The following is a 25,354-nucleotide window of genomic DNA, read 5'->3' as shown; positions in this document are numbered from 1 at the left end:
ACGAGCGGGGCGCGGCGTGCGCCTCCGGGACCGTGCCGGGGATTACCCCGGTTCCCTCCGGCCCGCCGACTCGGCGCCCTCGGACTCGGCGCTCCCGGACTCAGCCTCCCGACTCAGCCCGCGGACGGCGACGACGCCTGCGGCCCGAGCCGCCGCACGAGGCCGATCCGCGAGGTGATCCCGAGCTTCGCGTAGGTGTGGCCCAGGTGGTACTCGATGGTCTTGACGCTCAGGGCGAGCGCCGTGGCGATCTGACGGTTCGTGAGGCCCTGCGCGGCGAGGCGTGCCACGGCAAGCTCCTGCGGGGTGAGCGTCCCGTCCAGGGCGTCGGCTGCGGCGTCCCGCTCCTGTCCGTCCGCCGGCAGGTCGGGCGCCGCACGGCCGCAGGCGTTCAACTCCCTGAGGCACAGCGCCCGGTAGGGCCCCGCGCCCAGCGCCGTCATGGTCGTGTACGCGGCCTGCAACTGCGCGATGGCCAGGGACCGGCGGCCGATCCTGCGCAGGAACGACCCGTGGTCCAGCTCCACCCGTGCCCGCCCGAACGGCACCGGTACCTGCGCCGCGTGGTCCTGCGCCCGCGCGAACGCCGCCTGCGCACGCTTGGGGTCGCGGCGGGCGGCGGCCAGATTGCCCCGTGCCCGGGCCGCCGCGGCGAGCGACGCGTGCCGGCCGCGGGCCCGCGCCCGGTCCTCGAACGCACCGAGCACCGCCTCCGCCTCGTCCAGCTCACCGAGCTGCACCAGCGCGTCGCCGAGCAGCGGCTGCCAGTCGACCACCCCCGGCTCGTTCACACCGTCCTGCTCGGCGAACCGAAGCAGCGGCCGCAGCGCGTCCACGACCTCCTGCGGCTCGCCGCGCGCGTCCGCGAAGTGCCCCCGCGCGCACACCGCGTACGCGTACGCGACCGGCGTCTCGGCGCCGCCCGGCACGTCGAGGGCGGTCCGCAGATGGTCCGACGCGCGCTCCCACGCGCCGCGCGCGGCCAGGATCTGCGCGGAGACGCCGTGCGTGACGGGCTTCAGCCACGACTGGTCGGTGTCGTCGGCGATCGACGCGGACGACTCGGCGTGGATCAGCGCCTCGTCCCACGCGCCGAGCCGGTGCAGGGTCTGGGCGAGCGCGGACGCCGAGAGCAGCCGCAACGGCACGGTCGTCGTACGGCAGTTGGCGACGGCGCCGAGCAGATCCTGGCGTGCCCCCGGCAGATCGTCCGACCACAGCCTCAACTGCCCGCGTGCGAGCAGGAGATCGATGCTCTTCAGCGGCACGATCATGGGGTCGGGCAGATCCGCCGCGAGCGCGATGCCCTCCTTGGCGCGGCCGCTGAGGCCCAGGGCGATCAGGTGGTTGAAGCGCAGCATGCGGCTCGGCCCCTGCGCGGTGGACAGGCGCTGCGCCCGCTCGGCCCACTGCGCGGCCACCGCGGCGCGCCCGCACATCACGGCCGCGTAGCTCAACTGCTCGGCGGCGCGGGCCGCGAGGGACGGGTCCCGCTCGCGGTCGCACTGCTCCCAGGCGTCCGCGAGCAGCGTCCGGGCCGCCTCCGTGCGCCCCTGTACGCGCGCCACATAGCCGCGTACGTAGCCGCGCAGCGCCGGGTCGGCCCCGTCGGGCACGCCGTTGGCCAGCTCGGCGGCCTCCTGCACCCGGCCGTCGAGCAGCAGCGCCTCGACGGCCTCGACGGTGAGGCGGTCCCGCTCGCGGGGGCTCGTCGCGACGCGTGCGGCGTGCCGCAAGTGTGTGCCCGCGACGGCCCATTGGCCGGTGGCGGCCTCACGGCGCGCGCAGGTCGCGAGGGCGTCGGCGAGCTGCTCGTCGGGTCCGGTCGAGGCGAGGACGCGGTGACGCAGCCTGGTGTACTCGTCGTCGACCAGCTCCGCCGCCCTGGTGTGCAGGGCGGCGCGCTGGGCGGGCCCGATGTCCTGGTAGACGGCCGCGTGCACCAGCGGGTGCGGGAAGGCGACCTCGGGGGCCACTCCTGCGGGGGTCTCGCGCAACAGACCTGTCTTGACGGCCCGTTCGAGCGCGGGCAGCGGCTGAGCTACCCGTGCGAGCCGGGCGGCGGTACGCAGCCGGCAGGAGAGCCCGAGCACGCTCACCGCCTGCACCAGGCGCTGGGTGGCGGCCCCGCAGTCGGCGAGGTTGGCGAGCACCAGCATGGCGTACGACCGGGGCGCGGGCAGCGGCGTCGCCACGTCGAGCAGGACCTCGGGCGGCACCTGGCCGAGCAGCGCGCGGGCGTGCAGCGGGTTGCCGTGCGTGTGGGAGTGCAGCCGCCGCGACGCCGAGTGCGGGAGGCGCGCGGAGCCCAGGCGCACGCTGAGCGCGGCCAGCTCGCCGGGGCTGAGGCCCGGGAGGGCGAGGCGGCGGGTGGGGGTGTCGGTGAGCAGGCGGCGCAGTCCTTCGGGCAGTGCGGGCACCTGCGGGTCGCGGAGCGCGACGATCGCGAGGACCCGGTCGTGGCGCAGCCGCCGCAGCGCGAAGGTGAGCGCGTTCAGGGACTCGGGGTCCGCCCAGTGCGCGTCGTCCACGACCAGGACCACGGGTCCCTTGCCCTGCACCTCGCTCAGCAGGTCGAGGAGCCCGAACCCGGCCGCGAGCGGCGGCAGGTTGGCGTGCAGGGACTGCGGTACGCGGACGAGTCCGGCCAGGGTCTCCGGCACCGGCAGCGGGCTCTGGCCGACGAGCTGGGCGAGCACGCCGCACGGCAGCGCGCTCTCGTTCTCCTCACCGCTCGCGTGCAGCACACACGTGCCGTGCACCGAGTCGAGGAACCGGCGCACCAGCGCCGTCTTGCCGATGCCGCCGGGCCCTTCGAGCAGCACGAGCCGCGGCGAGCCCGCGCAGACGTCGGCGAAGTCCTGCTGGAGCGCGGCCAGTTCGCGGGTGCGGCCGCAGAACGCGTCGCCGGGCGGCGGGGCGTGGAAGAGGTCGTGCGCTGTGTCCTCGGTCGTCATCACCGCCCCCGCGCATCGGCACCGGCCGCGGGTGACCCCGAATGAGACAGTGACCCGTGCCGGGCGCATGGCCAGGACACCACGATGGTGGGCGACCGGTGTTCCGCACAAGGCGAATTCCGACTTCTGTGGACGAGGACCGGCCAGCCGCGGCCGTCCGGTGCGCTCGTACGGCGCCCCTTACAGCGCGGTCAGCCCGCCACCCGGCGGTTCCTGGCGCGGCGTGGTCCACCCGGCGTCCGGCGACTCGTGCTGCGGTCCCTCCCGGCCCGCGCCCTCCGGCAGCGGCGGTTCGAGCAGAGCGAGGAGTTCGAGCCAGCCGTGGAAGGGCCGCGGACTCTCGCAGCTCTCGGCGGCGACACTCCCGCAGACGCCGTCGTGCTCGCGGTACACCTCGATGACATAGCGCACAACGCCTCCCGGGGAGCGGCCCAGGGCGTGAGCCGTGACGCATGGCGACGCCGCCCAGAGTAGAAGCGGCCCGGCGGGCGTCGCTTCGGTGTGGCACCTAGGGAAATCCCTAGGGTGGCGCGGGAGGTGTGGCTGGGGACGCGGGGGACGCGTGGTGCGCGCGGCGCGCGTGGCATCCTCCCGCTTCCGCGTGCGGACGGTGTGCTGGACACGCGGCGCCGATCAGTTCCCTAGGGCGTGCCCCGTACGGACGGGACCTTGAGCCGCAGACGCGCACGAGGCCGATGGAGGATGCCATGGGCCCGGGGCCTGGGCCCCGGGCCCGGCCTCAGCCCGCCCAGGCGCGGTCCAACTGCGCGCGCAGCAGGGGCAGAGGGCTGTCGTCCCGTCCTTCGACGCGGTCGGCGAGCCGGATCGCGGTGTCGTAGCGGGCCAGGAGCAGCCCGCGCCGGAACACCTCCGGGGTCAGTCCGGCCGCGACGGTCACGCGCTCGGTCGCTGCGGCGCCGATGGACAGGGCGAGGCCGGCCACGTCCTCGGCCGGATCGCCCACGACCGCGTCCGCCCAGTCGAGCACGCCGCTGACGCGACCCGCGGAACTCACCAGCAGATGCTCGCCCTTGAGGTCGTTGTGGAGGAGGACGGCGGTGAGCGGGGCGGGGGGCTCCGTGGCACCGGGCTCGTGCGGCGGCACGCGCGCGGCGGGCGCCTCGCCGTGCGCGGTGAGGCGGACCAAGGCCTCGTCGGCGGAGCGCCGCAGCTCGTCCAGGGCGCGCGGCTCGCGTACGGGCAGACCGAGCGCCGACACTCTGCCCGGCGGCAGGGCGCGCAGGCCCCGCAGCATCCCGGCCAGATCGCGCTCGCCCTCCGGCCCCACGGACCGCCGCTCCGCGGATTCCCCCGGCAGCCGCGAGTCGACGGTGCAGGCGAGCCCCGGCGTCCAGTCCCCGGCGGCGACGCTCACCGGCACGCCGACCGGCACGTACGGCTGGATCGCCGCCCGGAGCGCGACCTCACGCCGCTGCCGCACGGCCGCCTCCCCGTCCAGCGTGAGCCGCAGGACGTACCGCTCACCGACCCACCAGGTGGAGTGCTCGCCGCCCTCGTCGACGGGCTCCACCCGGAGGTCGCTCTCCTGGGGGAGCAGCGCGCCGACGAGGGCGCGCACGGCGGACGGCGAGGGTGGGGCCACGGGCGGCAGCGGGGTGGGGCAGGCGCACATGGCGCCGATCATGGCAGTCGGCGGAGGGGGGCTCCAGCGCATATTTGCCCGGGGAGCCCGGGGAGCCCGGGGAGCCCAGGGAGCCCGGGGGCACGGGAGTTCGGGACGCCGGGGAGCCAGGGACCCGCGGAGCCCGTGAGACTGGGCCGCCGGAGTCATCGAGGCCGCCGAGTCCACCGCCTGCGTCCGCGCCCGTGCCCCCTGCTCGCCACCCCGGTGACACCCGTGACCCCCCGCGCAGGCGGTGTTGCCCGGCGCAGCCAGGTGCGCGAGTGTTCCTCGCATGGATCGCGACAGGAACCACACCCCCCTCCTTCCTCCTCGTTCCTTTCAACTGTCACGCCGTCAACTGCTCGTCGCCGCGGGCGTGGCCGGGGCCGCCGGTGCCGTCGGGGTGGCGGGCGCAGGGCCCGCCACGGCGCGGGAGTCCGCCGGTGTGCCGCTGTCGTTCACGCGGGCCACCAACGGCTCGGCGACGCTCTCGCCCACCGGGGACCGGATCGTCGCCGAGGTGCAGCACGTCCTGTGGTCACAGGCGCGCGGCGGGGGCAAGGCGGAGCAGCTCACCCCGCCGGGCCTGGAACCCAACCGGCCGGTGTACGCGCCGGACGGCGAACTCATCGCGTTCTGCGCCTTCCAGGGCGGCGGCTTCCACATCTGGACCATGCGCCCCGACGGCTCCGAGGTCGAGCAGCGCACCGAGGGCCCCTGGGACGACCGCGGCCCCGCCTGGTCGCCCGACGGGACCCGGCTCGCCTTCGCCTCCGAGCGCGGCGGCGACCCGGTCGCGGGCAGCCCGTACCGCATCCACGTCCTCGATCTGCGCAGCGGCGAGCTGTCCCGGGTCACCGGGGTGCCCGGGCAGCAAGGACCGCTGCAGGACGGCCCCTGGGAGGACTTCGACCCCGCCTGGTCGCCCGACGGGAAGCGGATCCTGTTCGTCCGGGCGAAGGGGGTCACCACGGCCACCGGCCTCGCCCTGGAGGCACGGACCGTCGCCGCCGTCCCGGCGAACGGCGAAGGCCCGGTCGTCGTGGAGCACACCGAGACCGAGGCCGCCCAGGTCATGACGCCCGCCCCGAGCCCGGACGGCCGCCGCCTCGCCTATCTGCGCACCACCCCGGCGCCCGCCGCCTCCTGCGCCCTCGTCGTCGACGGCAAGCGCGTCGACGTCACCGGCGACATCGCGCCCGTGCCGCCGCGCTGGGCGAAGGACGGCAAGCTGCTCCTGACCGTCGACGGCCGCTTCACCCTCGTACGCCCCGAGGAACCGGGCGCGGCGGAGGCGATCGCGTTCGACGGAGAGCTGCGTGTGGACCGGCCGCGCTACCGGGTCAAGGAGTACGACCTCGGGCTCGCGGACGAGCGGGTGCGGCCCGTGCGGGGCGTCCATCTGCCCGCGCTCTCGCCGGACGGCCAGAAGGTGGCCTTCGCGGCCCTCAATTCGCTGTGGCTCGCGGACGCGAAGGGCGGCAAGGCGCCGAAACGGCTGCGGCGCGCGGAGCCCACGCGCTATCTCCTCGGGCCGACGTGGGCGCGCGACGGGCGCTCCCTGGTGTACGCCGACGACCGCGACGGACTCCTCGGCGTCTACCGGCGGGACCTCGCAACCGGCAAGGAGACCGCCCTGGCCACGGGCGGCCGTGTGCACCCGGCCCTCTCGCCCGACGGCAAGCGGCTCGCCTGCCTCGACATGACCGGAAGACTCGTCGTGCGCGACCTGGACACGGGCACCGAGCGCGTCCTCGCCGACCCGCTCGGCGGCGGCGGAATCCCCGGACGGCCGAGCTGGTCACCGGACGGCCGCCTGCTCGCCCTGTGCGACCGCAACCGCCTGAACCTCCGCTTCCGCGAGGGCTACAACCTCATCCGGGTCGTCGACGCCACCACCGGCGACGCCCGGCTGCACGCGGTGGCGCCCCACACGTCCGTCGCCGACCGGTACGACTCCGGGCCCGTCTGGTCCCCGGACGGACGCTGGATGGCGGTGATCGTCGAGTCCGCGCTGTGCGTGCTGCCCGTCGCCCCCGACGGCAGCCCACGAGGCGAGCTGCGCACCCTCACCACCGAACCCGCCGACCACCCCACCTGGGCGGGCGACTCGAAGACGCTCCTGTACCTGTCGGGCGCCAAGCTGCGCCTCATCGGCGTCGACGGCGGCCACGCCCGTACCGTGCGCGTCCCGCTCGACCAGCGCAGACCCGCGCCCGCCGACACCGTCGTGCACGCCGGACGGCTGTGGGACGGCACCGGCGACACGGTCCGGGAGGACGTCGACGTCGTCGTACGCGGCGGACGCGTCGCCGCCGTCGAACCGCACCGCGCCTCCCGCGGCGGCACCCTCCGACGCGTCGACGCCTCGGACCGCACCGTCCTGCCGGGCCTGTGGGACACCCACACCCACCCCTGGCAGAGCACCTACGGCGGCCGCCAGACCGCAGGACAGCTCACCTACGGGATCACCACGGCCGTCTCCCTCGGCGGCTTCGCCCACGAACAGGCGCGCCTGCGCGAAGCGGTCGCCACCGGACAGCTCGCCGGGCCCCGCCTGCTGACCACCGGTGAACTCCTCGACGGCGGGCGCGTCGCGTACAGCATGGGCCGTGCCCACCGCACCCGCGCCGGCCTGCGCCGCTCGCTTGAACGGGCCGCGCAGCTCGACTGGGACTTCGTCAAGACCTATGTGCGGGCGCCGAGCTGGGTGATGGAGGAGGCCGCGCGCTTCGCGCACGAACGCCTGGGCGTGCGCTCGGGCAGCCACTTCCTGTCGCCCGGCATCCAGTCGGGACAGGACCTGACGACCCATCTGCAGGCCACGCAGCGCGCCGAGTTCGGGCACGCCACCACGGCGTCGGGGCGCGCCTACGACGACGTCACGGAGATCTACAGCGCACGGGGAGCCCGGTTCGCGATGATCGCGACGCCGTTCACCTCGGCACCGCTCCTGGGCGCCGACCCCGGCCTCGCCGACGACCCCCGGGTCACCGCCGTGATGGCGCCGTGGGACGCGGCGGCGGTCGTCAAGGGCGCGGGCACCCCGCCGACGGCCGCCCAGCTGGCCACGCTGCGCCGGGAGACCGACATCTACCGGCGCATCCTCACCGCCGGCGGCCTCGTCGCCCTCGGCACCGACCAGCCCCTCGTCCCGATCGGCCTGTCCCTGCACCTGGGCCTGCGCGCCCTGCACCGCGGCGGCCTCTCCCCGGTCGAGGCGCTGCGCACCGTGACGGTGCTGCCCGCGCGGCTCTTCGGCGTCGCGGACGACCTCGGGACCGTCGAGGCGGGCAAGGTCGCCGACCTGACGGTCGTGGACGGCGACCCGTTCGCGGACTTCACGTCCCTGGTGCGGACCGTGGCGGTGCTGCGCGGCGGGGTTCCGTACGAGACCGACGACCTGGTGGCCGCCTTCCCGAAGGCGACCCGGCACGCCCACGAAGGCCCCGACTGGCTGAAGGTGGGACGCCTGATGCGGCGGGACGGCTGCTGCGATCCCGGGGTGTGAGCCTCAGGTGGTGAGCCGGGACCACGAACGACGCCCGGCGCGGGGTGAGTTCCACCGCGCGCCGGGCGTCGTTCGTGTACGGCCGCCCCACACGGGGCGACAGCTCGGACGGACCTCAGGTACGTCAGACGGACCGCAGGTACTGCTGCGGCACCCGCACCTCGGCGCCCAGCTCACGCGCCGCCTGCCGCGCCCACGACGGGCTGCGCAGCAGCTCGCGGCCGAGCAGGACCGCGTCCGCCTCGCCGTTGGCGACGATCTTCTCGGCCTGCTCGACACCGGTGATCAGGCCGACCGCGGCGACCGGAAGCCCCGTCTCCGCGCGGACCCGGGCCGCGAACGGCACCTGGTAGCCGGGCCCGACCGGGATCTTGACGCCCGCGGCGTTGCCGCCGGTGGACACGTCGAGCAGATCCACGCCGTGTTCCTTCAGGAGCGCGGCGAAGCGCACGGTGTCGTCCGCCGTCCAGCCGCCCTCGTCCAGCCAGTCGGTCGCGGAGATGCGGAAGAACAGCGGCTTGTCCTCGGGCCACACGGAGCGGATGGCGTCCACGACCTCCAGGGCGAAGCGGGCCCGGTTCTGAAACGACCCGCCGTAGGCGTCGGTGCGCCGGTTGGAGTGCGGCGACAGGAACTCACCGATCAGATAGCCGTGCGCGCCGTGCACCTCGGCGACCTCGAACCCGGCGTCCAGGGCGCGCCGCGCGGCGTCCGCGAACTGCCGTGCCACGTCGTGGATCTGATCGACGGTCAGCTCCGTCGGTACGGTGTGCCGCTCGTCGTACGCCACCGGGCTCGGCCCCACCGGCTGCCAGCCCTCCGCGGAACCGGGCGCGAGCGGCGCGCCGCCCAGCCACGGCCGGTCGGTGGACGCCTTGCGGCCCGCGTGCGCCAGCTGGATGCCGGGGACGGTGCCGTGCTCCTTGAGGAAGCCGGTGATGCGGCGGAACGCCTCGACCTGCGTGTCGTTCCAGATGCCGAGGTCGGCCGGGGAGATCCGGCCCTCGGGGCTCACGCCGGTCGCCTCGACGAGGATCAGGCCGGTGCCGCCGGTGGCGCGCGCCGCGTAGTGCGTGAAGTGCCAGTCGGTCGGCACGCCCGCATCCGGGCCCGCCGCCACCGCGGAGTACTGACACATCGGCGCCATCCACACGCGGTTCGGGATGGTCAGCGATCGCAGGGTGCAGGGCTCGAACAGCGCGCTCACGGCGGCCTCCAGTAGTGACGGCGGCGGTACGGAAGGGGGCGCCCGCGGCCTGGGCCGTCGGGGGGTGCGCCTCCTGCTCGTACGATAGTCATCGTAGTACGGCATCTGTCAAACTACGATGAGTCTCGTACAACTCGTACACTGGAGGCGTCCGCACCGCACACGGGCGCACCCGGCCGCCCAGGGAGAGTGGAGCCGCCATGACGACCGCCGCACCGAGCGCCCGCGCGCTCGCCCACCCGGCGCGCGAGGAGATCCGTCTCGAAGGCGTGCTGCACGCGCTGTCGGATCCCTTGCGCATGCTCATCGCGCGGGAGCTGGCCGCCGGCGCGGACGCGGGCCTGACGTGCTCGCACTTCGACCTGCCCGTCACCAAGTCCACGTACACGCACCACTTCCGGGTGCTGCGCGAGGCAGGTGTCATCCAGCAGAACTACCGGGGCACGGCGAAGCTGAACGCGCTGCGCAGGGACGATCTGGACGCGCTGTTCCCCGGGCTCCTCGACAGCGTGCTCGCCGCGGCGGCCCGGCAGGCGGAGCGCCTCGGCGGCTGACCTCCCGGGTGGCGGGTCCCGGCGCCCGGCCGGGCGCCGAGGTGCGCGTCGGCTCAGTCCGCCCCGCCGGGCGGTGTGCCGCGCGCCGCCGAGAGCAGCCCCGGCCAGTCCGGGATCTTCACCGAGCCGCGCCCGAGCGAACGCCCCAGCTCCGCCTCCGCCCGCTCGATCGCCAGCCACCCGGGCCACTCGACCGGCTCGGCACCCGCGGCACGCAGCTCCATTGCCGGGTCGCACGGCACGGTCCGCGCAAGGAGGGCCGGGGCGTCGTCGAGCAGGGACAGCGCCGTCTCCTTGGCGCAGGGACGGTTGGTGCCGATGACGCCCGTGGGGCCGCGCTTGATCCAGCCCGCCACGTACTCGCCGGGGGAGACCGCCCCGTCGCGCAGGACCCGCCCCGCCGCGTGCGGCACCGTGCCGGTCCCCTCGTCGAACGGCAGCCCCGCCAGCGGCACGCCCCGATAGCCGACGGACCGCAGCACGAGCTGGCCCGCGATGTCCTCGTACGTCCCCGACCCCGTCACCCCGCCGCGCCCGTCCGGCAGCGTCCGCTCGAACCGCACCCCGCCGACCCGGCCGTCCGCGTCGAGCACGGCCACCGGCCGCAGGAAGAACCGCAGCCGGATCCGCCGCGCGGCCGGCTGCCCGGGCCGCCCGGCCGCCCAGCCGCGCATCACCTCGACGTTGCGCCGGTTCGCCGCGGGCAGACCCGACGGATCCGCGTACGCCGGGTCGAGCGCCAACTCCGCCGCATCCACGACGACTTCGGTGTCCGGGAGCGAGCCGAGCTCCCGCAGCTCCTTCGTGGTGAACCGCGCCTGCGAAGGGCCGCGCCGCCCCACCATGTGCACCTCGCGCACCGGACTGTCGGCGAGGACGCCGAGCGCCTCCTGCGGAATGTCGGTCGGCATCAGCTCGGCGGCGCCGCGCGCCAGCATCCGCGCGACGTCCACCGCCACGTTCCCGACGCCGATGACCACGGCCGACTCGACCCCGCGCACGAAGCGGTCGGGCGGCCCCGCGCCGTTGACCGTCACATCCGGGTGGGCGCTGTACCAGGACACGAACTCGGTGGCCGAGCAGCTGCCGGGCAGGTCCTCGCCGGGCACGCCCAGGTGCCGGTCGGTGGCCGCGCCCACGCAGTAGACCACCGCGTGGTACATGCCGAGCAGCCGCGCCGAAGACAGCGCGCGGGGCCCGATCTCGACGCCCCCGAAGAACCGCACCCGCTCGTGCTCCAGGACCGTACGCAGGTTGTTCTGGAGGGACTTGATCTTCTCGTGGTCCGGTGCGACGCCGTAGCGCACCAGACCGTACGGGCACGGCAACCGGTCGAGCACATCGACCCGCACGTCCGGCACGCGGTCCTGCTGCACCAGACTCTGCGCGGTGTAGACCCCGCTCGGACCCGATCCCACGACGGCGACCTGCACGGTGGCGCTCCTTCCGCGAGGGTGTCTCCGGGACGCCTTGCGGCCGGCTGCTGCCCGCCTGGCATCAGCATCGCACCCCTGTGCGTCCAGGGGGAGATGTGCCGCGACGCGCGGAGGCGGGCGTGGCGGCGCCCGCGTGCCCTGTGCCGCTGTCAGGGTGCCGCGCCCGGCGCCCTCGCGCGCGCCGTTCATGGCGGAATGTGACAGTACGGCTACCGTGCGACTGTGCAGAAAGGTTCATATCGCAACGAGGATGATCATTTCCGATCGGGTGGCGGGGCGGGGGAGCTGCGGAGGGTGGGGCCCACAGGTCTTACGTGGCTTACGGGGCCTACAGGTCTTGCTGGTCCTGCGGGGGCGACCGGCGTCGCCGGTTGGGCCGGGGCCGGGTGGCCGGCGGAGGAGGGCCTGGTCGAGGTGTCGTCGTGGGCGGGAGCGGATGTGGGCGCCGGTGAGGGGTCTGCCGGCGGGGGCGAATGGGTGGATGCGGGGGCGGGTGTGCGGGAGGGGTGGGGGGTTCCGTCGGCGGGGGGTCCGGGAGGTCCGGGGGGTCCGGATGACTGGGCGGAGCTTGGGGTGGACGGCCCCAGTTGGCCGACGGGGTGGGCGAGGGACGGGGACGAGGGGTGGCTCGGGGCGGGGGCAGTCGAGGGCGGGATGGACATCGGTCAACCGGCGGGCCCGGGAGGGGAGTTCGACCCGCCCGTGGGCCAGGGCCACGAGTTCGGCGAGGCGAGTGCGGGTCCCCTCGCGGGCATGGGGGAGGGAGCGCCGCTGGACGGCGGGCTGCCGTCGCTCTTCCACGTGCACCTTGCCTTCGGCGGTGACGGCGGAGCGGGGAGGGAGGGCGGCGGCATCGGCGATCGCAGCGCCGAGGGCGGGTGCTGCCCCGGCGCGCCCCGGGGCGCCGACGTCCTCGCGGTCGTCTCGGACGGCCGGATCGCCATCGAGGAAGTGCGCGCCAGGCCCCCGCTTCCCCTGGACGACCTCGCGGCGCTCGCCGCGCGGATCGAGGGCCCCCTCAACGACGCCTTCCGCGGCCTGGCCGACCGGCACGGAGCCGCCGACGCGCCCTGCCGGAACGGCGGCGGCCCCGCCCAGGAACCGCCCGGCGCGCGCCGGGGCCGCAGGTCCGCGCGACGCGGCAGCGCGGTGCGGAACGTGGCGGCGGAGGCCTACCGCGGGGCCCTCGAGGACGGCGAGGACCCGGTGCTCGCCGTGATGCGGGCGACGGGGCACAGCCGCCGCAAGTCGCTGCGGCTCATCGCGGGGGCGCGGGAGGCGGGGCTCCTGGTGTCGCGCCACCACCGCCGCTAGCGTCCGTGCCCCGGGGGAGGCGCCCCCGGGCATCCGGTCGTGCGCGCCGGTGCGCCCCTCACCCCATCCCGCGCATCCGGTTGATCTCACTCGTCTGCTGTGCCACCACGTCGTTGGCCATCTCCTCGACGAGCAGGTTGTTGCCCTGGGAGAGCGCGTCGGTTGCCATCGTCACGGCGCCGGTGTGGTGGGTGATCATCAGCTTCAGGAAGAGCTGGTCGAAGGCCTCGCCCTTGGCGGCGCGCAACTGCTTGAGCTGGGCCGCGGTCGCCATGCCCGGCATGCCCGCGTGGTCGCCGTGACCGTCATGTCCGGGCTTCGGGGACTTCGCTCCCGGCTTGCCCTTCTTCGCGTGGGCCTTCAACCACCGCTCCATGGCACCGATTTCCGGCTTCTGGGCGGCGGTGATGCGGTCGGCGAGACGCTTCACCTTGGTGGACTTCGCCCGCTTGGGAACGAGTCGGGTCATTTCCAGGGCCTGGCTGTGGTGCGGGATCATCTTCTCGACGTACTCGAAGTCGGCGGAGTTCGGGCTGTCGTCGTCGGTTCTCTTCTTCGCGGCGTCCTCGGCGGAGAGCGTCGCCGCCGTCTCACCCGGCTTGCCGGGCGCGATGACCGAAGGCCCGGTCGAGGACGGGGACTTGGCCTTGCTCTTGGAGTCGGATTCCGAGCCGGAGTCGCAGGCACCGAGCACGAGGACGGCGGCCGTGAGCAGTCCGGTCGCGGCCAGGGCACGCCTGAGGGGCGCGGCGTTCGCGACGGACGTACGGGCGGCGGACGTACGACGGTGGGGCACGGCGACCTCCTGTGGCACGCGGGGCGGTTGGGTACGTCCTAGCACGCCGATGAGCATGGGTGATCAGAAATGTTCATTACGACTGCGTTGCCATCTGTTGATTTGTACATGAGGAGCACGATACTGCGGGTGTCCGTGAACCGTTCGCCCCCGAACGGGCACAAGGGAGGACGCAGTGACCCTGTTGAACGAACCCAGAACGCGCCGCAGACGCCTGGGAGTTGTCGCGGCCGCGGCCGGGCTGCTGGCCGCGCTGCTGACCGCGGCGCCCGCCGGGGCGACCCCGGACCCGGGTGACACCCCCAAGGCCCCCAAGAAGGTGTCGAAGAGCGACGCCGAGGACACCAGGAAGGCGATATCCGACGGCAAGATCCCGGCGCCGGACGAGATCGTCCACTCCGACAACATCGAGCACCTGACGAACATCCCCAAGGACGCGCTGCCCGGGACCAACTCGGACCTCGCCTTCCAGGGCAAGTACGCCTTCGCGGGCAACTACGACGGCTTCCGCATCTTCGACATCAGCAACCCGAAGAAGCCGAAGACGGTCGCGCAGGTCCTCTGTCCCGGTTCGCAGAACGACGTGTCGGTCTCCGGCGACCTGCTGTTCCTGTCGACGGACTCCTCACGCAGTGACAGCTCCTGCTCCAGCACGACGCAGCCCGCCACGGAGAAGTCGTCCTGGGAGGGCATGAAGGTCTTCGACATCAGCGACAAGCAGAACCCGCGCTACGTCGCCGCCGTCGAGACCGCCTGCGGCTCGCACACCCACACGCTGGTCCCCGAGCGCCGCAACGTCTACGTGTACGTCTCCTCGTACGCGCCGAGCGCGTCGTTCCCCGACTGCCAGCCGCCGCACGACGGCATCTCCGTCATCAAGGTGCCGCGCAAGGCCCCGCACAAGGCCGAACTGGTCGGCTTCCCCGTGCTGTTCCCGGGCGAGGGCCCGGACGGCGGCGGCAACCCGGGCGGGCCCACCAACCCGGGCGTCTCCAAGACCACCGGCTGCCACGACATCACGGTCCTGCCCTCCAAGGACCTGGCGGCGGGCGCCTGCATGGGTGACGGCATCCTGTTCTCCATCAAGGATCCCGAACGCCCGAAGGTGATCGACCGCGTCCAGGACAACGTGAACTTCGCGTTCTGGCACTCGGCGACCTTCAACCAGCGCGCCGACAAGGTCGTGTTCACCGACGAGCTGGGCGGTGGCGGCGGCGCCACCTGCAACGCCGAGATCGGTCCGAACCGCGGCGCCGACGGCATCTACGAGATCAAGGGCTGGGGCGACAAGCGCAAGCTCGTCTTCAAGAGCTACTTCAAGATCCCGCGCCACCAGGCCGACACCGAGAACTGCGTCGCCCACAACGGCTCCCTGATCCCCGTCAAGGGCAAGGACCTCATGGTCCAGGCCTGGTACCAGGGCGGCATCTCCGTCTGGGACTTCACCAACTCGACCAAGCCCAAGGAGATCGCCTACTTCGAACGCGGTCCCCTCTCCGCCGACCAACTCGTCGGCGGCGGCTCCTGGTCGGCGTACTACTACAACGGCCACATCTACTCGAACGACATGGTCAAGGGCTTCGACGTACTGAAGCTCAACGACAAGCGCACCAAGCCCGCGGAGCGGGTCCGGATGCACGAGCTGAACGTGCAGACGCAGCCGGACTACTTCGGCTGGAACGACTGACCCTCTCGGGAGCTCAGCCGATCGGGGCCGTCCGGCACGAGCCGGACGGCCCCTCTGCGGATCCCCTGACTCACTGTCGTGCTGCTGGCGGGAGTTGGTGCCGCTGCCCATGGCCTTCTGCTTGGCGCCGTCCTGGCCCGCCGTGCCGTCCTTGTCCGTGGACGTGGTCAGCCACATGTCGCCGTTCGGGTCGACCTCGACGGTGCGCAGCCGGTAGACCCGCTCACCCCTGGTCGTGGTCACGAACACGTGGTCATTGGCGATCGTGATGCCGCTGGTGCCCACGCAGTTCGGCCAGCCGTAGGTGCCGCGCTTCTGGATCAGGTTGACCTCGTCCATGGTGTCGGCCGGGCCCTGCGGGGTGACGGTGGCCGTCTTCCAGGTGGTCCAGGCGCCGGTGCCGGGGAAGGAGAGGTTGTCGGTGGCCTGGGTGCCGTTGACCGTGACGTCGAGCGGCCGGTCGGCGGACGTGCCGTCGGCGTAGCGGAAGCCGAGCTTCGTGGCGCCCGGCCGCTCCGAGGGGCCGGTGCGCACGCAGTCAGCAGCGCGCGCCCGGCCCCCGCCGAGCCCGACCCTCAGCCCCGCACCCGCACCGTCACCGACCGCGCCACCGGAGCATGCGCGTGGTTGAACGCGCGGATCAGGAACGTGTGCCGCCCCGCCCGCAGCCGAGCCGTCGCCGTCAGCCCTCCGCTGTCCGCGTCGAAGCGGTGCGCGATGCGCTCGCCGTCGACCTCCACGCTGACCCGCTCCGCGTCGACGCCCGACACCGCGTCCGCGACGCGCGCCGTGAGCCGCACGGACGGGCCGGTGACCGCGGCGCCGTCCTTCGGCGTGACCTTGTCGATCACCGGGGCGAGGGCGGGCTGCCTGCCAGGCCGCTGGTGCGGCCGGTCCCGGCGGCGCTGGACGCGGGCCACGGACGGCGGCACGGCCGCACCGCCCAGGTCCGCATCGAAGACGAGAGGCAGATCGACACCGGGACGCACCTTCGCACCCGCCGCGACCGTGAAGTCCACGCCGACCCGTCCCCCGGCGGGCACCCGCACCCGCTCCTGACGTGGCGTCACCGACCAGCCGCCGAAGGCCCGTCCGGACACCGTCACGGTCTGGGCTGCGGTGTTGAAGTTGTAGACGTCGACCGTCATACGTGTGGACGCGCCGAGCCGGTAGCCCAGCGGCGGCTCCGCGTCCCCGTCCTCCTTGTTGGGCGCGGCGTTCGCGGCCGCGTACCGCTGGCTGAGGACGATGTGCTCCGCGGCGGACAGCGGCCGGGTCCGGGTGCGGTCGTCACCCGCCGGGGGCCTCGGGCGGCGGGGAGGGGGTGCGTCGGTCACCAGGTAGAGGGGGTCGCGGGACGCGGCGACACGGACCGTGCCGTGAGGCGACCGGGCCGGGGCGCCGCGGGCGGCGCCCATGATGTCGTACACCCGCGTCGCACCGTTCGGCACGGGCACGTCCACGTCCCGGGGCCTCGGCGCGCACACCACCGTGACCGTGCGCCCGGCCCCGTCCCCGAACACGAACCCGGCCGCGTGCGGCAGCAACTCCTCGAGCAGACCGACGTAGTTGGCCTCCCCGAGAAGCCCCGTCAGGGCCGCGTACGCGCTGAACGCGGGCAGCGGCTGGAAGTCGCGGCTGAGCAGCGCGAACGACACGCCCTCGTCGGTGCACGGCGGCCCGCAGAACCAGAACTGCCGGTCCGTGCCCGCCGCCAGGCTCTCCACGGTCGACAGGACGAGATAGCGGGCCTGGGTGCGCTGCGTCGCGTACGCCAGGTCCGTGCCGGGCTCGGCCGGCAGGAACGCGCCGGACTCCGTCATCCACAGCGGCGTCGTCGCCCCGAACTGCTCCCGCAGCTCCTCCTGGTCCTCCGCCGACGAAGGGAAGTCCGGGTCGGTGTCGTCCGGCGCCGGATAGCCGTGGAAGCTCCACACGTCCGCGTACCGCACCACGTCGTTGTGCAGCATCAGCTCCTGGAACACACCCCCGACCGCGATGCCCGGCAGGACCACCGGCGGCGCGTCCGGCTGGTCCGTCATGCCCAGCGCCGCCGCCTTCACGAACGCGGCGTGCTGGTCGCCCGTGCTCGCGGTGTCGTCCACGTCCGGCTCGTTGGACAGCTGGAGCGCGTCGGACACGACCCGCTTGCCGCGGCCCGCCAGGTGCGCGCCGTAGCGGTAGGCGTGCCGCAGGTCGGCGGGCAGCGGCGTGGACGTCGGCGTCAACGCCCAGCCCGGCGGCGGCGAGACGACCTCCAGGACCTTCAGGCCGCGCTTCTGGAACGCCTCGACGACCGCCTCGTGCAGGCCGCTGTCGAACGGCCCGTCCGGCTCGCGCTGCGCGGCCGGCCAGACGCTGCCGTCGCGCACGTACCGCACGCCCATCGACTCCATGGCCGTCGCGAGGGCGGGCAGGAGGGGAGGCGGGACCAGGGCGTGCGTGAAGACGTTCACGCCGAAGCGGTTCGCCGGGCCGCGCGGTGCGCGCCGCGCGGGCAGGCGCGCGAAACAGCCGGTGACGGTGTCCTCGGGGGCCGTCGTCAGCGCCGCGACGGCACGGTAGTTGCCGGGCGGCAGCGCGGGGAGCGCGGCGTGGGCCGTCCCGGAGCCGGGCGGGACCGGGGCGCTTCCGGACGCCACCTGACGGGAGTAGTAGTCGAGGACGCGGTAGGTCACGGTCAGCGCGCGCGGCGCCGCGCCGTTCAGGCCGAAGCGGAGCTCCGCAGGGGCGTCCCCGCGACAGTGGCCGAGGTTGTTCGCCGGTCCCCGCAGCCGCACGGACCGCAGCGCGACCGGGACGGGCGTCAGCGTGAACTCGTCGAGCAGGAAACGGTATCCGTTGTAGTCGTCGAGGACCGTGGGCCCGTCGACCGTGAACGTGACGGTGTTGACGCCGCGCCGCAGCTCCACGTCGCCGAGCGTGAGACGCGACAGGTCGCCCCACGCCTTCGGGGACTCGTACCAGTAGGGCTGCGAGCGCGCCACCGCCCACGACGCCCCGCCGTTCACGGCGAGCCGGAAGTACGAGCCGGTCTCCTCGGTGTGCGGCTGCTCCACCGGGACCGTCGCGACGGCCTCGATCCGGTACGGCCCCGCGGTCGGGACGTCCACGGTGTACGTGGCGTACCAGCCGCGCGGCGGTGGCGGGGGCTCGGCCGTGGCCAGGGCGAGGAGCGCGCCGCCCGCCGCCCTCGGGTCGCGGGCCGTGGGGATGCTGGAGCGGGTCGGGGACTCGCCCCGCACGGTGATCACAGGGACGCCCCGGTCGCGGCCGGGCGCCGTCCTCGCCGCTGCGGCCGTCGCGGTCAGGGCGAGCCCCGCGGCGAGACCTCCGGCGACGGCTGTACGTCGGTCGATGCTCATGCCTCAAGCACACCGTGGCGCGGGCGCGCGGACGTCCTGCCTGGGCAGGGAGTGGGCCCCGGCCGACCGGCCCAGGTCGTCTCCACCCATGGGTGGAGAAAGGCGCCGGTAGGGTCGGAGTGTGGGACGGGGAGCGGTACGCGGATGGCCGGGGGCCGCCGACGCGGCGGTGCCCGCCGTGCTGCTCACGGGGCACGTGCTGACGCTCGTGCTCGCGGGGGTCCTGACCGGGCCCGACGGCGCTGCCGGTGCGGCGGTCGCGCAGGTGCTCGTCGGTGTCCTCGCCCTGGCGTCGGCCGCGGTCGCGCTGGTGTGGCGTCGGGTGGCGCCGCTGCCGGTCTTCGGTGTGGCGCTCGTCGCCGACGGGGCGGCGGAGGCGCTGTTGCCGCAGGCGGCGCTGACGCCCGCGCTGCCCGGCGCGCTGTGGGTCGCCCTGTTCTCCCTGGCCGCGCACGGCACCGCGCGGCGCGCGCTCGGAGCCGCCGCCCTCGCCACCGCCGTGCTCCCCCTGCACGGGATCCCCGTGCCCGGCATCGGCGACGGAGCGGAAGCCGACACCGGAGCGGACACAGGAAGCGACACCGGAGCCGACGCGGGACTCGACACCGGATTCGGCGCGGGACTCGACACCCCGGGCCCCCTGCTCGACAGCCTCGTCGCGGGCGCCCTGCTGCACCTCCTGATCGTGCTGTGCGGCACCCTCCGCAGGCACCGCACCACCCGCCGCACGCAGGTCCTCACCCGCCTCGCCGCCGTGGAGCGCGAACGCCGTGCGGCGGCGCACGCCGAACGCGAACGCCTCGCCCGCGACCTCCACGACGCCGCCGGACACCACCTCACCGCCGTCGCCGTCCAGAGCGCCGCCGCCCTCCACCTCGCCGGCACCCGCCCCGAACTGGCCGCCGAAGCCCTGACCTCGGCCGCCGCCACCGGCCGTGACGTCCTCGCCTCGCTGGGCCGGATCGTCGCGGTCGTGGGCGACGGCACGGACGAGTCCGGCGCGCCCCACGAGTCCGTCCCCGACCTGTGCGCGGGCCTGGAACGGCTCGGCCTCCCCGTCGCCCGCACCACCGAGGGCCGCCCCCGCCCGCTGCCCGGCGACATCTCCGTGGCCGCGTACCGCGTCGTCCAGGAGTCCCTGACGAACGCGATGCGGTACGCGGCCGGGGCGCCCGTCGCGGTGTGCCTGCGGTACGGCGCCGCGGAGTTGACGGTCACCGTGGTCAACGAGAGGCCGACGGCCGGGCTGACGGCGGACGGCGGGGCGCTGTCGGGCACGGGGCGGGGACTCGCGGGGATGCGGGAGCGGGTCCTCGGGGTGGGTGGAGCGCTGAGCGCCGGGCCAACAGGAAGCGGTGGATGGGGAGTCGAGGCGACCTTGCCGGTCCCTGGCGCCCGGCCCCGGGTGCGGACCGTGGTCATGGACGCGGTGCTGTACGTCCTCTGCGCCGCGCTGCCGCTCCTGCTGTCCCGCGTCGGTCCCGACCCGCTTCTTGCCGGCCTGACCCGGCCCGAACTGGCCGTCCTTGCCGGTCTGTTGAGCGTGCACGCCGCCCCGCTGTTCCTGCGGCGGCGGGCACCGGTCACGGCCCTCGCAGCCATGCTGACGACGACCCTCGGCTGGTCCGCGGCGGCCGCCTTCGGGCCGCTCGACTCCGACTGGCTGGGGCCGCTCGCCCTGGCGTGGACGGCGGAACTGGCCGCCCTGCACGCGGTCGCCGCGTACGGTCCCGCCCGCGTGACCTGGCCCGCACCCGTCGCCGTCGGCGTGGTCGGCGGTGTCGCGGTCGGGCTCGCGGTGGCAGGCGACCCGGGGGAGTCGGCGGGCCCCGGCGCGGTCGCGCTGCTCGCCGCCCTCGGCCTCGGCGCGGTGCCCTGGCTGCTGCCCGTCTGGGCGCTCGGCCTGCTCACCCGGGCCCGCCGTGGCGAGGGCGGCCCCTGGGAGCGGCGGGTGCTCGACGGGGTCGCGGCGCGGGTCGGTGAGGCGGTGGCGGGGGAGCGGAGGCGGGTCGCCGCGGGCCTGCACGCCGCGGTCGTGGGGCACACCGTGGCGCTGGTGCGGCACGCGGAAACGGGTCTCGGCGGGGCCGTGGCCGTGCGGACGGCGCTGACCGAGGTCACGGGCGGGGCGCGCGCGGCGCTCGCGGGGCTGCGGGAGCTTCTGGACGCACTTGACGGACCGGACGGTCCGGACGGACCGGACGCTCCGGCTCCCACCGGGCCCGCGCCTGCGTCCGTGCCGATGCCCGCGTCAGTGCCTGACCCCATGCCGACCATCCACACCCCCGCCACGAAGGAGCCGGCCACATGACCGTCCGAGTGCTCGTCGTGGACGACCAGTCCGTGGTCCGCGCCGGATTCGCGGCCGTCATCGACGCCGAACCCGACCTGACCGTGGTCGGCCAGGCTGCGGACGGCGGCGAGGCGCTGGAACTCGCCCGCGTCAGCCGCCCGGACGTGGTCCTGATGGACATCCGCATGCCGGGCATGGACGGCCTGACCGCGACCCGCCTGCTGACCTCGGCTGAGCCGCCCACGCGGGTCCTGGTGCTCACCACGTTCCGCCGCGACGAGTACGTCTTCACCGCGCTGCGCGGCGGCGCGTCCGGCTTCCTCCTGAAGGACTGCGAACCCCAGGAACTCGTCGACGCCATCCGCACGGTCGCCGCCGGCGAGGCGCTCCTCGCCCCTGAGGTCACCCGCCGCCTCATCGACGCCTTCGCCACGGGCACCGTCGGCCCGAGGGCCCGCCCCGACGGCCGCCTCGACGTCCTCACCGGGCGCGAGCGCGACGTCCTGCGGGAAGTGGCCCGCGGCCTCAACAACCCCGAGATCGCGGCGGCCCTCGGCATCGGCCGCTCCACCGTCAAGACGCACATGAACGCCCTGCTGGCCAAGCTGTCGCTGCGGGACCGCGCGCAAGCGATCATCTTCGCGTACGAAGTGGGCCTCGCCGGTCCCCGGGACCCCAACAGCCCCTCCTGACCCGGATGAGAGCATGTGGGACCGCCGCATCCATGGGGAAACGGGGAGAGGGGCAACGTGGCGCAGCAGCTCATGTCGTACCGGGTGGACTACACCAGGAACGCACCGCAGATCGTGAACTGGCGGCCGCCCCAGAAGGCGCGCGACGGCGGCGAACTGGCTTGGCTGCGCCGTGACCACGAGCTCGACCACGGTCGCGGTGTCGACGCGTCCGTACGTACCTTCCATGTCGGCGTGGACGAGCCGGCGCCCATGGCTCGCGTCCGGACCGAGCAGCGCCCGGGCGCACGGCAGGCCGTCTATCTGGTCGACGACGGGTACGGCGCCCCGCTGGGCAGGATCACCTACCGGCGTCCTCCGTTCGCCCGTACGCAGTGGATCGTCGAGCCCGCGGTGGGCCCCACCGTGCGGGGCCACAAGGGCCGCCTCTTCTGGTGGGCGGTGTGGTGGCCACTGGGGCTGATGCTGAGCCGGGTGTCCTTGATCATGGCCCTGTTCGCCGAGGGCGACGGCGGGTTCGGCCCGCCGAGCCGGGTGATCTGGCGCGACGAGGCGGGCCGCGCCCACCTCGTCTTCCGAGGCATCGCCGACGACTACCAGGTCCTGGAGGAGGGCTGGGACCCCCGCCTGGTGAGCGCGCTCGTCGGCCTGCACCAGTCCTTCGACCCCTCGGACGGCGCGCCGTCCGAGGGGTGGTACGGCCGGTGAGCCCGCCGCGCTAGTCCCTGCGGTACTGCGCGGGCGAGTTCTTCGTGCCCTCGTCCTCGTACGACCCGGCCTTGCCCCGGTCCACGTGGAACGTCGTCAGCGTGCTGACGGGCGAGCGCGGATCACGGCGGTCGCCGATGACCCGCATGTGGGCGCTGAACCGCTCCGGCGTGACCTCGTACACGTCGTAGCCGTACCGATTGCCCTCGAAGTACTTCAGATGCGGGTTGGCCTTGCCCATCAGGGGGCCGTTGGCCGCGTTCCACTCCGCCGAGTACGCGCCGGACGTCACCGAGTGCGCGGTGAACTCCGTGCCCACCAGCGGGGACTCGGGCTCGTCGAAGTCCGTGCGGACGTCGTCGACGAACGCCGAGTGCCAGTCGCCGGTGATGACGACCAGGTCCTCCAGGCCGCTCTTGTGCACGTGCCCGAGGACCTCCTTGCGCTCGGCGAGGAAGCCGTCCCACTGGTCGGTGAACATGTACGAGCCGCCGGGCCGCCCCCGGAGCTGGCTCAGCATGATCGAGTTCGCCCACACGTGCCAGGCGTCGGGCGCGCGGTCCACGGTCTTCTTCAGCCACGCCTTCTGCTCGGCGCCGAGGATCGTGCCGTCGGACAGGTTCTGCGCCGAGCGGTACGAGCGCAGGTCGAGGACGGCGAGTTCGAGCAGGTCGCCCCAGCGGCGCACGCGGTGGATCTCCGGGTCGGGCAGCGCGGAGCCGCCGAAGGAGTCGCGGTGCGGCATGTGCTCGAACCACGCCTGGTACGCGGCCGCGCGGCGCCGCATGAACGGCGCGCCGCCCCCGGTGCCGCTGTAGTCGTTGACCACCTCGTGGTCGTCCCAGGTCAGGAACCACGGGTGGGCCGCGTGCGCCTCCCGCAGCGATTTGTCGCCCTTGTAGAGAGCGTGCCGTTTGCGGTAGTCGCCGAGGGTGAGGATCTCCGGGCCGTCGTGGTCGCGTACGTGTTTCTCGGGTACGCCGCCGACCTGGCCGTGCTCGTAGATGTAGTCGCCGAGGTGGACGACGAAGTCGACCTTCTCGCGGGCGATCCCGCGGTGCGCGGCGTAGAAGCCGTCGTGGAACGCCTGACAGTTCGCGGCCGCGAAGGTCACCTGGGAGACACGGCCGCGCGGCGCCGTCTTCGTACGCCCGACGCGGCTGGTCCTGCCGAGCGCCTTGAACGCATACCAGTAGTGGCGCCCCGGCGCGAGCCCGCCGACCGGCACGTGCACGCTGTGGCCGAGCGTCGCCGACGCGGGCGCGGTGCCACGGGCCACGACGCGGCGCAGCCCCGGGTCCTTGGCGACGACCCAGTCGACCTCGACGACCTCGGGCAGTTTCTGCTCCGCGGCGAGGGGTTCGGGCGCGAGTCTGGTCCACAGGACCACCGAATGGGGCTGCGGATCACCGGAGGCCACGCCGAGCGTGAACGGCGCGCGGTCGTACTCGGCGCCCAGGCTCTCGGCCGCCTCGCGGGCCTGCGCCGGGGTCAGACCCGGGGCGAGCGGCCAGGCGAGGCTGAGCGCGCCGGCGGCCGCGGCGGACTTCAGCAGGTCACGGCGGTTGACGGTCATCGGCGGTCTCCGGCGGGCTCGAGGGTGAGGGAAACGGCGTCCGCGTAGCCGTCGTTGGACGTGCCGCCGCCACTGCGGGTGAAGACGAGCAGGACCCGCGCGGAGCGGGCGGTGGGCGGCACCGCCGCCTCGGCCGTGCGCTCCAGGAGCCCCGTGCGGCCCTCGCGCTCGGCCGAGCCGACCGGGCCGAGGACGCTGAGGGCGACCGGGGTGCCCTTGGCGTCGCGGAACTCCACGGACAGGCGCGCGCCGTCCTCCTGCGTCGCGTAGCCGCCGAGCCACGCCGTCACGGTGTAGCGCACCTTGCCCGCGTCGACGGCGCGCCGCCCCGTCGGGCCGCTCCGGGGCAGGGAGACGTCCTGGACCAGCGTGGTCCGCGGGCTGTTCCCGCCTGCGAAGAAACGGCTGCCGCGCCGGGCGGGCCCGGGGTCCGTCGGCGTCGGGTAGCCCCCGCCGAGGCTGTAGGCGATGAGCGCCGGGGCTCCCTGGGCGACCTTCCAGCCGCGGACCGTCGGGACGGGGTCGGCCGTGCCGCCCGCCCCGCTCTCCGCGTCGCCGTTGACGACGAGATTCACGCGCGCCTCCTGTTGATCGGTGAGTTGAGCGCGGTCAGCCCACCAGTCCCGTGTGAACCAGGAGAAGCGTTTCGGCGAATTCTGTTACCGGCCCGGCGCCGACGCCGGGGTCCCCTCCGTTCCCGTTCCGTTCCCGTGACGCCGCGACCACAGCGGGCTAGGTTGAGTGGCCGCAGGAGCCGACCGACCAGGGGGAGTCGCCGTGACGTACGACGTGTCGCTCATCAACAGCAACGTGCCGCACTCGGCGCGCATCTGGAACTACTGGCTGGGCGGCAAGGACTGCTACGAGGTCGACCGTCACGTCGGCGACGAGATCCGGGCGGCCAACCCGGAGATCACCGAGATCGCCCGCGCCCAGCGCGCCTTCCTCGCCCGCGCCGTGACGTACCTCGTCGCCGAGGCCGGGATCCGGCAGTTCCTCGACGTCGGCACCGGCCTTCCCACCGCCGACAACACCCATGAGGTCGCCCAGCGGACCGCCCCCGAGTCCCGGATCGTCTACGTCGACCACGACCCGATCGTCCTCGCCCACGCCGCGGCCCTGCTCACCAGCGCCCCCGAAGGCGCGACCGACTACATCCAGGCCGACCTGCGCGACCCCGCCACCATCCTGGAACGCGCCGCCGCCACCCTCGACTTCACCCAGCCGATCGCGCTGATGCTGCTCGGCATCACCGCCCACCTCACCGACGACTCCGCGTACGAGGTCGTGGCCCGCCTCACCGACGCCCTGCCGTCCGGCAGCCACCTCGTCCTGTGCGACGACACCGAGGTGATCCGGCCCGAGCAGATGCGCCGGATGATCGAGCAGTGGAACGAGGCGGGCGACAACCCGCGGGTCAACCGCAGCCCCGAGGAACTCGCCCGGTTCTTCGACGGCCTCGATCTCGTCGAGCCCGGCCTGGTCTCCGTGTCCCGGTGGCGTCCGGCGCCCAGCGGATCCGAGCCGCCCGCGGAGGTCGACGACTTCGGCGGCGTCGCCCGCAAGCCCTGACCCGGGCACCGGCGGAGCCCCGAGCATCGTCGCGGACTCCCGCACCGCCGGAGCCCCGGGCA

At 74.3% G+C, this 25,354-nt stretch carries 18 protein-coding genes; 9 read left to right on the top strand and 9 right to left on the bottom strand.

Features of this window, described 5'->3' with window-relative positions; genetic code table 11:
• Positions 1 to 113 precede the first annotated feature (113 nt).
• From AB6L24_RS02090 to AB6L24_RS02080, 3 genes are all read right to left on the bottom strand, one after another.
• Complete coding sequence (locus AB6L24_RS02090; RefSeq protein WP_405651347.1) at positions 114 to 2,957, bottom strand: AAA family ATPase; 2,844 nt, start codon at positions 2,955 to 2,957, stop codon at positions 114 to 116.
• A 180-nt stretch (positions 2,958 to 3,137) separates the two neighbouring features.
• Entirely contained in the window at positions 3,138 to 3,368 is a 231-nt protein-coding gene (locus AB6L24_RS02085; protein ID WP_405651344.1) for a hypothetical protein, read from the bottom strand.
• Positions 3,369 to 3,696: 328 nt separating this feature from the next.
• Positions 3,697 to 4,590 (bottom strand): aminoglycoside phosphotransferase family protein, encoded by an 894-nt coding sequence (locus AB6L24_RS02080; protein ID WP_405651341.1) that lies wholly within the window; start codon positions 4,588 to 4,590, stop codon positions 3,697 to 3,699.
• A 283-nt stretch (positions 4,591 to 4,873) separates the two neighbouring features.
• Between AB6L24_RS02080 and AB6L24_RS02075 the strand changes: the two genes are divergently transcribed.
• Positions 4,874 to 8,092: an amidohydrolase family protein gene (locus AB6L24_RS02075; RefSeq protein ID WP_405651338.1), complete on the top strand. Its 3,219-nt coding sequence runs from the start codon at positions 4,874 to 4,876 to the stop codon at positions 8,090 to 8,092.
• A gap of 124 nt (positions 8,093 to 8,216) precedes the next feature.
• Here the strand turns inward: AB6L24_RS02075 and AB6L24_RS02070 are convergent, their stop codons facing one another.
• Positions 8,217 to 9,299: an NADH:flavin oxidoreductase/NADH oxidase gene (locus tag AB6L24_RS02070; protein ID WP_405651335.1), complete on the bottom strand. Its 1,083-nt coding sequence runs from the start codon at positions 9,297 to 9,299 to the stop codon at positions 8,217 to 8,219.
• Positions 9,300 to 9,499: 200 nt separating this feature from the next.
• On the opposite strand from AB6L24_RS02070, the gene AB6L24_RS02065 reads away from it, so the two are divergent.
• The gene (locus AB6L24_RS02065) at positions 9,500 to 9,853 is read left to right on the top strand and encodes an ArsR/SmtB family transcription factor (protein ID WP_405651332.1); all 354 of its coding nucleotides are present in this window, start codon (positions 9,500 to 9,502) and stop codon (positions 9,851 to 9,853) included.
• Positions 9,854 to 9,906: 53 nt separating this feature from the next.
• Here AB6L24_RS02065 and AB6L24_RS02060 read toward each other — a convergent pair whose 3' ends face one another.
• Positions 9,907 to 11,286 (bottom strand): FAD-dependent oxidoreductase, encoded by a 1,380-nt coding sequence (locus AB6L24_RS02060; protein WP_405651329.1) that lies wholly within the window; start codon positions 11,284 to 11,286, stop codon positions 9,907 to 9,909.
• A gap of 657 nt (positions 11,287 to 11,943) precedes the next feature.
• On the opposite strand from AB6L24_RS02060, the gene AB6L24_RS02055 reads away from it, so the two are divergent.
• Positions 11,944 to 12,603 carry a DUF6214 family protein gene (locus tag AB6L24_RS02055; RefSeq protein WP_405651326.1) on the top strand — a complete coding sequence of 220 codons (660 nt, stop codon included), beginning with the start codon at positions 11,944 to 11,946 and terminating at the stop codon, positions 12,601 to 12,603.
• Positions 12,604 to 12,661: 58 nt separating this feature from the next.
• On the opposite strand, the gene AB6L24_RS02050 is transcribed toward AB6L24_RS02055, so the two are convergent.
• Positions 12,662 to 13,417, bottom strand: a complete 756-nt coding sequence (locus tag AB6L24_RS02050) for a DUF305 domain-containing protein (RefSeq protein ID WP_405651323.1) — start codon at positions 13,415 to 13,417, stop codon at positions 12,662 to 12,664.
• A 157-nt stretch (positions 13,418 to 13,574) separates the two neighbouring features.
• On the opposite strand from AB6L24_RS02050, the gene AB6L24_RS02045 reads away from it, so the two are divergent.
• Together AB6L24_RS02045 and AB6L24_RS02040 are read left to right on the top strand one after the other, a co-directional pair.
• On the top strand, positions 13,575 to 15,086 hold the full coding sequence (locus AB6L24_RS02045) for an LVIVD repeat-containing protein (RefSeq protein ID WP_405651321.1): 1,512 nt from the start codon (positions 13,575 to 13,577) through the stop codon (positions 15,084 to 15,086).
• Positions 15,087 to 15,423: 337 nt separating this feature from the next.
• Positions 15,424 to 15,570: a hypothetical protein gene (locus AB6L24_RS02040; RefSeq protein WP_405651318.1), complete on the top strand. Its 147-nt coding sequence runs from the start codon at positions 15,424 to 15,426 to the stop codon at positions 15,568 to 15,570.
• Between the two features lie 91 nt (positions 15,571 to 15,661).
• On the opposite strand, the gene AB6L24_RS02035 is transcribed toward AB6L24_RS02040, so the two are convergent.
• Positions 15,662 to 18,451: a hypothetical protein gene (locus AB6L24_RS02035; protein ID WP_405651316.1), complete on the bottom strand. Its 2,790-nt coding sequence runs from the start codon at positions 18,449 to 18,451 to the stop codon at positions 15,662 to 15,664.
• A 121-nt stretch (positions 18,452 to 18,572) separates the two neighbouring features.
• Here AB6L24_RS02035 and AB6L24_RS02030 point away from each other — a divergent pair, with 121 nt between their 5' ends.
• From AB6L24_RS02030 to AB6L24_RS02020, 3 genes are read left to right on the top strand one after another with little or no spacing between them, the layout of a single operon-like run.
• Entirely contained in the window at positions 18,573 to 20,762 is a 2,190-nt protein-coding gene (locus tag AB6L24_RS02030) for a sensor histidine kinase (protein ID WP_405651314.1), read from the top strand.
• Positions 20,759 to 21,436, top strand: coding sequence for a response regulator (locus tag AB6L24_RS02025; protein ID WP_405651312.1), 678 nt, complete (start codon positions 20,759 to 20,761; stop codon positions 21,434 to 21,436). Before AB6L24_RS02030 ends, AB6L24_RS02025 begins: the two co-directional genes overlap by 4 nt.
• Before the next feature lie 57 nt (positions 21,437 to 21,493).
• The gene (locus AB6L24_RS02020; protein ID WP_405651309.1) at positions 21,494 to 22,144 is read left to right on the top strand and encodes a hypothetical protein; all 651 of its coding nucleotides are present in this window, start codon (positions 21,494 to 21,496) and stop codon (positions 22,142 to 22,144) included.
• A 10-nt stretch (positions 22,145 to 22,154) separates the two neighbouring features.
• On the opposite strand, the gene AB6L24_RS02015 is transcribed toward AB6L24_RS02020, so the two are convergent.
• Positions 22,155 to 23,720, bottom strand: coding sequence for an alkaline phosphatase D family protein (locus AB6L24_RS02015; protein WP_405651306.1), 1,566 nt, complete (start codon positions 23,718 to 23,720; stop codon positions 22,155 to 22,157).
• On the bottom strand, positions 23,717 to 24,295 hold the full coding sequence (locus AB6L24_RS02010) for a phosphoesterase (protein WP_405651303.1): 579 nt from the start codon (positions 24,293 to 24,295) through the stop codon (positions 23,717 to 23,719). Before AB6L24_RS02010 ends, AB6L24_RS02015 begins: the two co-directional genes overlap by 4 nt.
• A gap of 202 nt (positions 24,296 to 24,497) precedes the next feature.
• Between AB6L24_RS02010 and AB6L24_RS02005 the strand changes: the two genes are divergently transcribed.
• On the top strand, positions 24,498 to 25,292 hold the full coding sequence (locus AB6L24_RS02005) for an SAM-dependent methyltransferase (protein ID WP_405651300.1): 795 nt from the start codon (positions 24,498 to 24,500) through the stop codon (positions 25,290 to 25,292).
• Positions 25,293 to 25,354 lie beyond the last annotated feature (62 nt).

This window comes from Streptomyces sp. RK9 (assembly GCF_045070545.1).
GTDB lineage: Bacteria > Actinomycetota > Actinomycetes > Streptomycetales > Streptomycetaceae > Streptomyces > Streptomyces alboflavus.
This window is presented reverse-complemented; position numbering and strand designations above follow the sequence as displayed.